Annotated in this window: 11 protein-coding genes; 9 read left to right on the top strand and 2 right to left on the bottom strand. The window is 39.8% G+C overall.

Translation table 11 applies throughout. From position 1 onward, the window contains the following. Window positions 1-268 precede the first annotated feature (268 nt). The 9 genes from ACNF42_RS07915 (at window position 269) to ACNF42_RS07955 (ending at window position 8,706) form a co-directional block, all read left to right on the top strand. Entirely contained in the window at window positions 269-577 is a 309-nt protein-coding gene (locus ACNF42_RS07915; protein WP_443340218.1) for an ATP synthase subunit C-like protein, read from the top strand. 7 nt (window positions 578-584) lie between these two features. Further along, the gene (locus ACNF42_RS07920) at window positions 585-1,154 is read left to right on the top strand and encodes a V-type ATP synthase subunit E family protein (RefSeq protein ID WP_443340219.1); all 570 of its coding nucleotides are present in this window, start codon (window positions 585-587) and stop codon (window positions 1,152-1,154) included. Beyond that, window positions 1,154-2,209 carry a V-type ATPase subunit gene (locus ACNF42_RS07925; protein ID WP_443340220.1) on the top strand — a complete coding sequence of 352 codons (1,056 nt, stop codon included), beginning with the start codon at window positions 1,154-1,156 and terminating at the stop codon, window positions 2,207-2,209. The genes ACNF42_RS07920 and ACNF42_RS07925 overlap by 1 nt, the downstream gene beginning before the upstream one ends. Beyond that, window positions 2,209-2,538, top strand: a complete 330-nt coding sequence (locus ACNF42_RS07930) for a V-type ATP synthase subunit F (RefSeq protein WP_443340221.1) — start codon at window positions 2,209-2,211, stop codon at window positions 2,536-2,538. Before ACNF42_RS07925 ends, ACNF42_RS07930 begins: the two co-directional genes overlap by 1 nt. 5 nt (window positions 2,539-2,543) lie before the next feature. After that, complete coding sequence (locus ACNF42_RS07935; RefSeq protein ID WP_443340222.1) at window positions 2,544-4,298, top strand: V-type ATP synthase subunit A; 1,755 nt, start codon at window positions 2,544-2,546, stop codon at window positions 4,296-4,298. Then, on the top strand, window positions 4,298-5,674 hold the full coding sequence (locus ACNF42_RS07940) for a V-type ATP synthase subunit B (RefSeq protein ID WP_443340223.1): 1,377 nt from the start codon (window positions 4,298-4,300) through the stop codon (window positions 5,672-5,674). The genes ACNF42_RS07935 and ACNF42_RS07940 overlap by 1 nt, the downstream gene beginning before the upstream one ends. 62 nt (window positions 5,675-5,736) lie before the next feature. Further along, entirely contained in the window at window positions 5,737-6,363 is a 627-nt protein-coding gene (locus ACNF42_RS07945) for a V-type ATP synthase subunit D (RefSeq protein WP_443340227.1), read from the top strand. Window positions 6,364-6,450: 87 nt separating this feature from the next. Further along, complete coding sequence (locus ACNF42_RS07950; protein WP_443340224.1) at window positions 6,451-6,774, top strand: hypothetical protein; 324 nt, start codon at window positions 6,451-6,453, stop codon at window positions 6,772-6,774. Window positions 6,775-6,780: 6 nt separating this feature from the next. Then, window positions 6,781-8,706: a V-type ATP synthase subunit I gene (locus ACNF42_RS07955; RefSeq protein WP_443340225.1), complete on the top strand. Its 1,926-nt coding sequence runs from the start codon at window positions 6,781-6,783 to the stop codon at window positions 8,704-8,706. On the opposite strand, the gene ACNF42_RS07960 is transcribed toward ACNF42_RS07955, so the two are convergent. Beyond that, window positions 8,703-9,320: a hypothetical protein gene (locus ACNF42_RS07960; protein ID WP_443340226.1), complete on the bottom strand. Its 618-nt coding sequence runs from the start codon at window positions 9,318-9,320 to the stop codon at window positions 8,703-8,705. The genes ACNF42_RS07955 and ACNF42_RS07960 overlap by 4 nt on opposite strands. Continuing rightward, window positions 9,320-9,832 (bottom strand): pyridoxal phosphate-dependent aminotransferase, encoded by a 513-nt coding sequence (locus ACNF42_RS07965; protein ID WP_443340228.1) that lies wholly within the window; start codon window positions 9,830-9,832, stop codon window positions 9,320-9,322. Before ACNF42_RS07965 ends, ACNF42_RS07960 begins: the two co-directional genes overlap by 1 nt. Window positions 9,833-9,935 lie beyond the last annotated feature (103 nt).

Raw genomic sequence — 9,935 nt, forward strand, 5'->3', positions numbered from 1 at the left:
ATGCATTATGTACATATGAAAATACGGAATAAATTGAACATGAAGACAATGAAAATCCTGTGTACCCACAGACAGATTTACAGAAAATGGCTAAATTGCGTGTTCCATGATATACTAATAAAAAGAAGATGTAAAGTCACGCTATTGAATCAATTATATAAAAATTTAAATATTGGTATATTTATCTATTTCTCAACAAGTTCTCTGAAAATTAGATTCGTAGAATTAAATTTAAATAAAAAGTCTTCATTGGGCAATCAGGATTTTCATGTTTGTTGATACAGGTTCGGTATTAGGTGCAATTGCTGCTCTGGTTGCAGTACCAGCTACTGGTTCAAGTACTGGTTCAACCGTTAATTATACCTATGCTCTTGAAGCAATAGCCGCTGCAATAGCCATAGCCGGGGGTTTAATAGGAACTGGAATGGCTCAGCAAGGAATTGGTGCGTCTGGTATGGGGATTATAGCCGAGAAACCTGAAAAATTTGGTCAGGTTATCATATTCTTTGTTATACCGGAAACGCTTTGGATTATAGGTTTGGTGCTTGGTATAATTCTCCTTAAGGGTGTTCTGTGAGTTACAGATGTCATCGGAAGACATTATATCCAGTATAGAAGAAAAAGGTAAAAAGGAAATTGCCAGGATAAACTCTGAGTGTGAGTCAAACCTGGGCAAGATTGAGACTGATAAGAAGAATGCCATGGACGAAATAGAGAAGAAATGGAGTAAAAAGATTCAAGAGGATATGGCAAATCTTACAAGAAGAGGAGAGGACGAATCCAGATTGGAATATAGAAGCATAATCATGAATAAGAAATCCTCTGAGGTATCAAAGTTTGTTGACAGCTCCGAGAGTTTTTACGACAAAATTAGGGATATAAAAGGATATGATTCTTTTATCGCTGAATCTGTATCTAAGGCACTTAGTGAACTAGGCAAGAACTGCAAAGTCATAGTTTCCTCAAAGGATAAAAAAATTGTCTCAAAAATAGAAGGTGATTTTAAAACTGAGGAAACGGTCAAAGAACAGATAGGTATAGTGGCCATATCCAAAGACGGAAAAAGGATTCTGGATCTTACGCTTCATTCTTTGATTCTGGAAAACCGACAGGAATTAGAGGAAATGCTTTTATCGATTATGGGTGCAAATTAATGGATGCAACTTATGCAGGTTCTGCAGCCAAGGCCAGAGTTCTAAAAAATGAGCTTTTGACTCAGGATCAGTTCAATGCAATAATTGATGCTAAAAATCCAACTGATATAATTGCAATTTTAGACGGCACTCCGTACCAGGAACATTTGAAAGCACTTTCCACATTTTATCAGGGCTATGATCTTCTAGAACTGGCCTCCACAAGAAGGATGATATCCTTTATTCTCAGGATAGTAGAAGCCCCGCCTTCTGGAGCAATGGAACCCATAAGAAGTTACGTTTCCAGATGGGATATAGATAGCATAAAGAGTATACTCACAGCCAAGTCCCTTGGTAAGAAGGTGGATAGGGATGATCTGTTTATCGTGGATTCCAAGAGGTTTCCCATAGGACTTACCAGCAATCTCATAACGAAGGAAGATTACTCCCTGATGATAAATGAAAACGACGTGGAAAGCATTACAAAATATTTGACCAAACTTGGTTACGGCGTCTATATGCTCAGGTTTATTGACGAATACAGAAAGGAGAAGGACGTTTCGGTTTTACTGTATGCTTTGGATGTAGCATACTTTTCCAGGCTCATCGATTCAGTAAAATTTTACAGGGGCGACGAGGAGCCACTTAGATACTATTTCAGAGAGCAGGTAGATATTAAAAACATGATGACAGCCATAAAGGCAAAGCAGCTTAAGCTGGACTTTACATCCATCACATCAGGAATTATTGAATTTGGTAACATTTCCATTGATCAGATAAGAAATTTATACAATTCCCAGGATTCAACCTCCATGATAGAAAGCGTGCTGAAAATATTTGGAATTGGGGAGAGCGTTGATATTAAAAATGTAAATCTTGGTGATCTGGAATTTCTTATAAAGAAAGAGGTATTTAGAAGGAATGTACCAAAACTCGCCTCCCAGTCTAACTCTTTGGGGGCCATATTCAACGGCATAATACTTGCAGAGAACGAAAGGAACAACCTCAGGACAATATTTGCAGCCAAGGCTCACGGGCTTGGGAAAGAACAGATATTGAAGATGCTGGTGCTATAATGGAAAAGTTAAGTGAAAGTTCAGGAAAAATTTGCGTAATAGGTGAAAGATCAGTTTCACTTGGTTTCAGGCTAATAGGAATAGCGGACTCCTATGAGTATTCAGGTGAAGAAGGTGTTGCAAAACTGGAGGAATTATCAAAATCAAAAAAATACTCAGTAATTTTCGTCAGCGAGAGTCTTAAGAAATATATGGACCGAAGACTCATGACATATTATGAGAGTATAATGAATCCGCTGATTATGTTCATTCCTTTACCAGGAGAGGATAACGAGGAATCTTTATCTGCCATGGCAAAAAGGATACTGGGCGTTGATATAGGAAGGTGAAAAATATGGGTAAAATTGTCAGGGTTTCAGGCCCTGTTGTGACAGCTGAAGATATTGAAGGTTCCAAGATGTACGACGTGGTCAGAGTTGGAGAGATGAATCTCGTCGGGGAAATCATAAGAATCACAGGAAACCGTGCAACAATACAGGTCTATGAGGATACCAGTGGAATAAAACCGGGAGAAAAGGTTGAAACAACCGGAAGGCCACTGTCAGTGGAATTAGGTCCTGGGCTTCTGAAATCCATATACGACGGTATTCAGAGACCACTTGATGTTATAAGGGACAAGACCGGTGATTTCATAAGAAGAGGGTATACAGCATCTCCACTTGATACTCAAAAGGAATGGGACTTTGTACCTGCAGTTAAGAAAGGGGATGTTATAAAACCCAGGCAGATTCTTGGTACGGTACAGGAAACATCACTTATTGAACATAAAATAATGGCTCCTTTCAATGTTTCTGGAGTTGTAGAGGAAATAATAGAAGGAAAGATGAAGATAACTGACGTTTTCGCACACATCAAAGGAAAGGAAGAAGTTACTAAATTAACCATGAGACAGGAATGGCCTGTAAGATCAATAAGAGGGGTTAAATCCAAGTTACCCCCATCTATACCACTAATCACGGGTCAGAGAGTTATAGATACACTGTTTCCTGTTGCAAAGGGTGGAACTGTAGCAGTACCAGGGCCCTTTGGGTCTGGTAAGACAGTGGTGCAGCATCAGCTTTCAAAATGGGCAGACAGTGATATAGTTGTATATGTGGGCTGTGGTGAGAGAGGAAATGAAATGACAGAAATTCTGACCACCTTCCCGGAACTTCAGGACCCGAAGAGTGGAAAGCCCTTGATGGAGAGGACAATACTAATTGCAAACACCTCAAACATGCCAGTGGCCGCAAGGGAGGCAAGTATCTATACAGGTATATCCATTGCAGAATACTACCGTGACATGGGGTATGGAATAGCCTTGATGGCTGACAGCACATCAAGGTGGGCAGAAGCTTTGAGAGAAATCTCAGGAAGGCTTGAAGAGATGCCTGGTGAAGAAGGTTATCCTGCATACCTGGGAAGAAGACTTTCGGAATTCTATGAAAGATCAGGAAATGCAATCATAGACGGATCACCAGACAGAAACGGGTCAATCACTATTGTTGGAGCAGTATCGCCACCAGGCGGAGATATTTCCGAGCCAGTTTCCCAAAATACACTGAGAGTCACCAGGGTTTTCTGGGCACTGGATGCATCTCTGGCTTCAAGGAGGCATTTCCCATCCATCAACTGGTTGAATTCATATTCTCTTTACCTTTCAGATCTTCTTCCCTGGTTTGGGGAGAATGTATCCAAGAACTGGCCAGACATAAACGGAAAGATGATGGGAATCCTGCAGAAGGAGGCAGAACTGCAAGAAGTAGTACAGCTTGTGGGTTACGATGCACTTCCTGATAAGGAAAAGGCAACTCTTGATGTGGCAAGGATTATTCGTGAGGATTATCTTCAACAGAGCGCCTTTGATGAGGTAGATCAGTACTGTTCAGTAAAGAAGCAGAGTGTTATGATGAACCTCATAATGTTCTATTCTGAGCAGATAGAAAAGGCAATTGCATCTGGAATAACAATGGAAGCTATTCAGAATATTCGTTCCAAGGAAAAAATTTCCAGGATTAAGGAGGTCAGGGATGCCGATCTGGAAAGTTATGTGAAAGACGCTATGGAATCCATTGAGAATGATATAAGGGCAATAGGGGGTGAAAGATAATGGTAAAAGTTGGTTATAAGAGTATAAGGGAAATAAGCGGGCCTCTCATTTTCGTGGAAGGCATAAAAAATGCAGGTTATAACGAAATGGTATCCATTGAAACTCCTGATGGTCAGGTAAAATCAGGCCAGGTTCTGGATACGAGCAACGGATTGGCAATAGTGCAGGTATTTGGAGCCACAAGTGGTCTGGACAACACTAATACAGTAGTTAAGTTCAGAGGGGAAACGGCAAGGATCAGGGTATCAGATGAGGTTCTTGGTAGGGTATTCAACGGCTTGGGAGAACCAATTGATAAGGGCCCCGAGATACAGAGCTCTGAAAAAGTGGAGATTGTGGGTGATGCAATAAACCCCTATTCAAGGGAAGAGCCTTCTGAATTTATTCAGACTGGTATATCCACAATTGATGGAATGAACACGCTTGTAAGGGGTCAGAAGCTTCCCATATTTTCAGCATCAGGTCTACCCCATAATATGCTTGCAGCACAGATAGCGAGGCAAGCTAAAACCCTAAAATCCGATGACCAGTTTGCAGTTATTTTCGGTGCAATGGGTATAACAAGCGAAGAGGCAAACTTCTTCATGAATGAATTCAGAAAAACAGGATCACTTAACAGGGCTGCAATATTTCTTAATCTCTCATCAGATCCTTCTATGGAGAGAATAATTCTCCCGAGGGTCGCCCTTACAACTGCGGAGTATCTTGCATACGAAAGAGAATATCATGTTCTCGTAATACTGACAGATATGACAAACTATTGTGAATCCCTCCGAGAAATTTCATCAGCCAGGGAAGAGGTTCCAGGAAGAAGAGGATTCCCTGGGTATATGTATACTGACCTGAGTACAATTTACGAAAGGGCAGGAAAGATCAGGGGCAAAAATGGATCAATAACACAGATCCCCATATTAACAATGCCAGGTGACGATATCACAAATCCCATACCTGACCTTACGGGCTATATAACTGAGGGACAGATAGTCATGAGCAGGGATCTTCAGAGAAAGGGAATTTACCCTCCCGTTGATGTTCTACCATCTTTGTCAAGACTTATGAATCAGGGAATCGGGAAGGGTAGCACAAGAGAAGATCACAGGGGAGTTGCTGATCAGTTGTATTCTGCATATGCCAATGGAAAGGACCTCAGATCCTTAAGTGCAATAGTGGGTGAAGAATCACTGAGCGCCAACGACAAGAGTTATCTGAAATTTGCAGACGAATTTGAGAAGAGATATGTAAATCAGGGTCTCTACGAGGACAGAACCATAGAGGATACATTAAACCTCAGTTACGATCTCATGTCTGAACTTCCAGTTGGAGAAATGAAGAGGCTAAAGAAGGATTTCATCGAAAAGTATGGAAAGTGGAAGTGATCTAAACGGCATCTCTCAATGTTAAGCCAACAAGAATAGAGTTAATACAGATAAGAAAGAGGATAAAGCTTGCAAAGAGAGGCTATCAGCTTTTAAAAATGAAGAGATCAGCTCTTATAATGGAGTTTCTAGAACTGGCAAAGGAGATGAGAGGTCTAAGGGAAAATCTAAGGAATGAAACTGCAAGGGCAATTGAATCAATCACAAAGGCAGAAATATCTGAGGGAAGGCTTGCAATAGAAAGATTTTCATTCATGTCTGGGGAATCCAGTGTTTCAATGAACACAAAGAACGTGATGGGAGTAAGAATACCTGAGATAGGAATTAATACAGAAAGAGCGGTTCTAACTGAAAGGTTCAGGGCAATATCTGTACCATCTTCCATAAACGATTCAATAGACATTTTTGAAAAGCTCTTTCAGTCTCTCATAACAGTTGTTGAGAAGGAAAAGTCCATGAGAAGACTCTTAAACGAGATAGATAAGACGAAAAGGCGTTCAAACGCAATCGAATTTGTTATGATTCCAAAACTAAATGCAGATGCTAAATATATAAGAATGAGACTTGACGAACTGGAACGGGACACATTTACAACTCTCAAAATAGTGAAAAAGAAGATCACTGCCCAGGAGGAGGGAGTTGAAAGTAAAAAATTTGAAGAAATTCAAGCTTCAGGAGATGAACAGTGAGCAAAGAAAGCTCTATGCAATATGGAGATATATGTTTCCGATTAGAATACTTGTAATAGTATTGGCTATATTCCTGCTGGTGAAATTATGACAGAAAAAGGTATTGAAGAGATAAAGAGAATAAAGAATAAGGAAGATGAGGTTCAGGCAATGATAGATAAAGCCTCTAAGGAATGCCAGGAAAAGATTGAAAAGGCTAAGAAATCCTTTGAGGAAGAGACAAGAGAAGCCGAAGAAAAATACAGCAAGGAATACTCAGATAAAATTGCCCGGCTTCAGGAAGAGGTCAATAAAAAGATAGAAGAGAGCAAGGAGCAGGCAAGAAAGGATGCAGAAGCCATTTCACTCAATCTGACCGATAAAAAGGCTGCGGATCTCCTTTTTAAGTTTATGAAGAAAAATATGGAATGATTCAAAATGGGAATAACACCAGTACCTATGGAAAAGATTCGTGTTATAGGTTCTAAGGAGAAAGCCGATGCCATAATTTCAACGCTTCACGAAATGAAGGTTATCCAGCTGGAAGAGGTATCCGCAGAAGTAAAAAACATGATGAAGCAGGGTACGGATCTTCCAGACAGGGGAATAATTATTGATGAACTTAACAGGTTCAGGGGATACGAAAACCTTCTCCATCCGAGACCTGTTTCCAAGAGGATGAAATTTAATGGAAAGGATGAGATTTTAAAGGCTGCTTCTGAGATAAGATTAAGTGAGGACTTAAGAATTGCATATTCCTCCATGGATGACATAAGATCAACAATAAAGGAGATAGATAACAGACTTGAAGTATTGTCATACATGGAAAATCTGGACGTAGATCTTTCATATTTCAACAACGATTCAATATCTTCTTTCATTGTCAATTATCCATATAATGCAAAATCTCCTGATATTGTAACAATAAATGCGGGACAGTCAACAATAGTTTGTGTTCCAAAGGAACGTGAGAAGGAGTTTTCCCAGAGTCTCGGGACAGGTGAGCAGAGGCCGATTTTCATAATGAGAATGTCCGGAAAACCATCAGAGCTTAAAAAGAGTCTGGAAGAAAAGAGGAAAGAACTCTCAGAAAAGTTGAAAGACCTCGAGGCAGGAATAGATGAGCTATCGGACAAATATTATGATAAGGTTGTGTCAATCAAGGAGGCTCTTGAGATAGAGGCAAAGAAGGTTGAAGCCGCAATGAGAATGCCCTCAACCTCAAGCATATTCGTGCTCGAAGGATGGATACCAGAACGGAGTTTTTCCAAACTGAAAAGCAGATTAGAAAAGGTGACAGAGAAGCAGTGTATAGTTGAGAAGCTGAAGACTGACGAAAGAGGGCCAACTCTTCTTCAAAATCCAAGAGGAGTCAGGCTCTTTGAATCATTCATCAGGTTCTATTCCCTTCCTCAGGATATAGAAATAGACCCAACACTAATATTCGCCATTGTTTTTCCCATATTCTTCGGAATAATGGTAGGTGATTTTGGATTTGGTATTGTCATATTATTGATGTCCATATGGATAATAAAGAGGATGAACAGCACCAAGAAGAAGGTAAAGCTACCTAAAAAGCTTACAAATTTCATAGGGTCTGTTTTCACACCATATCAACTGCAGGTTCTTGCAAAAGCTCTCATTCCTGGGGGAATAGCCGCAATAATATCGGGTATTGTTTTTAATGGCTTCTTTGGGTATTCAATACTCCCAACTCAGATAGGACCATTTCATGTGACTTACTATAATCCTATAGATTATACATCTAAAATTCTACTGATGAGCGGATACTTCGGTGTATTCATGGTATCCTTTGGCCTCATACTAGGAATGATAAATGAGCACTATTATGGTGAGAGAATACACGTATGGGGGAAGTTTGGATGGTTATTATTCGTCTGGGGCATAGTTGTATTTGGTCTTTCACTAATATATGGACTTAATCTTAATCTTGCAACAAATGTATATGCGGATATTGATGTTGCAGTCATGGCAGTGGGAATAATATTAATTGTTGTTGCAGAGAGAGTACAGGGAATAATAGAACTTCCATCCATAATCAGCCATGTATTGTCATATACAAGAATTATGGGAATACTTCTTGCATCTGTGATTCTCACATCACTCATTAACGACTTTTTCTTCAGTACGCTATCTAACCCATTTATGATCATCCTGGGAATAATAGTACTAATATTTGGTCAGATCTTTGCACTGCTTCTTGCAATAGTGGAGGGCGGAATCCAGGGAGTGAGACTTCTCTATGTGGAATTTTTCTCAAAATTCTACCACGGAAACGGGAAATCATTTTCCCCATTTGGAACAAACAGAAAATATACTGAAGAGAATAACACCCCTGATTAGGGCTCATCCTCATCGTCAGGAACTCTTATTATATTTATGAGCCTGTTTGGCTCAAACCCCTTTGCCCTTCTAAAGGATCCTATTCCCTTAATCTCCTTTACCCTAATCCTGGTCTCATTCGAGAATCTTTTCAACATTCTGTCTATGTATGCGTTTTCTGCTCTCATAGTATGAATTTCAGAGAATGTTCCAATTCTCAGGGCGACAAGAATCTTTTCCCTTCCTCTTCTGTACATTGCAAAATCAGATACTATTTCGTTACCGGATATTGTATGAAGATTTGCCAGATTCTGAACAAGTGATTTGGAATACAGTTGCCTTATGGGCTTCCTGGGTGCAAATATAAATTTTCTGAGGGGATAGGGCTCATCCAGCACCTCATTTACAGGTTCCAGGTTTATGCTATAAAGACGTTTGAAGAATGATCTTATCATGGACATGGATTCAACACCTGAGCTTCCTATGTAAAAATCAGTAATTTCCGGGTTGCTCACTATCCTGAATCTGTTGATCTCATTCTTCCAGGGAATAAGAAGTTCGGACATTGACCTGTATTTCCATATATCTGTCGTTGGATACAGGTCGGTAAAGATAAGCCTGTACCATTTGTACATCAATTAACACCTGCAAACTCTCCTATCAGGTCGAGAGCCTCTGATAATTTCTCAGTAGATGGCGAAGTGAAGCATATTCTGAATCCCCTGTCAAAACCAAAATACTTTCCAGGGGTAACCAGAACGCCCTTTTTCTCCAAAAGTTCTCTGCACCATTTTTCATCAAAATTGCCGCTCACAAAGGTTGTTGATGAATTATCTGGATCAGAGAATGTGAATCCAAAGGATGAAAGTTTTCTCTTAACAATATCTCTGTTTGTTTCAATCACCTTTTTAACTTCCTTTAAAAAGAACTCCCTGCTTTCCAGTACCTTTCTCCCGAAGTAGAGTGAAATCAAATTTGGTGAACCTGATGAAAGGTATCTGTATTCTTTCAGTTTCCTTATCTTATCCTTTGAGGCAAGCATGAAACCCACACGGAGAAATCCGGCACCATAGAATTTTGTCAGTGTGAAGGATGTTATGCTTTCCGGGTATCTAGTATAGCGTTTCCATAATACACTTACAATTATTTATACTCAGTATCCATATCTACCTATGGTGTTCAAGCGTGTTAAGCCACACATCACCCTGACGGATGATGAGAGAAAGTATCTTGAAAGCATAACAAGATCC

The organism is Cuniculiplasma thermophilum (assembly GCF_052315355.1).
In the GTDB taxonomy this organism is placed as follows: Archaea; Thermoplasmatota; Thermoplasmata; order Thermoplasmatales; family Thermoplasmataceae; genus Cuniculiplasma.

Bases quoted from the DNA above. Each gene is read 5' to 3' on its own strand.
- ACNF42_RS07950 (WP_443340224.1), top strand. From the start codon at position 6,451: ATGACAGAAAAAGGTATTGAAGAGATAAAGAGAATAAAGAATAAGGAA.
- ACNF42_RS07930 (WP_443340221.1), top strand. From the start codon at position 2,209: ATGGAAAAGTTAAGTGAAAGTTCAGGAAAAATTTGCGTAATAGGTGAA.
- ACNF42_RS07915 (WP_443340218.1), top strand. From the start codon at position 269: ATGTTTGTTGATACAGGTTCGGTATTAGGTGCAATTGCTGCTCTGGTT.
- ACNF42_RS07940 (WP_443340223.1), top strand. From the start codon at position 4,298: ATGGTAAAAGTTGGTTATAAGAGTATAAGGGAAATAAGCGGGCCTCTC.
- ACNF42_RS07920 (WP_443340219.1), top strand. From the start codon at position 585: ATGTCATCGGAAGACATTATATCCAGTATAGAAGAAAAAGGTAAAAAG.
- ACNF42_RS07955 (WP_443340225.1), top strand. From the start codon at position 6,781: ATGGGAATAACACCAGTACCTATGGAAAAGATTCGTGTTATAGGTTCT.
- ACNF42_RS07935 (WP_443340222.1), top strand. From the start codon at position 2,544: ATGGGTAAAATTGTCAGGGTTTCAGGCCCTGTTGTGACAGCTGAAGAT.
- ACNF42_RS07925 (WP_443340220.1), top strand. From the start codon at position 1,154: ATGGATGCAACTTATGCAGGTTCTGCAGCCAAGGCCAGAGTTCTAAAA.
- ACNF42_RS07960 (WP_443340226.1), bottom strand. From the start codon at position 9,320: ATGTACAAATGGTACAGGCTTATCTTTACCGACCTGTATCCAACGACA.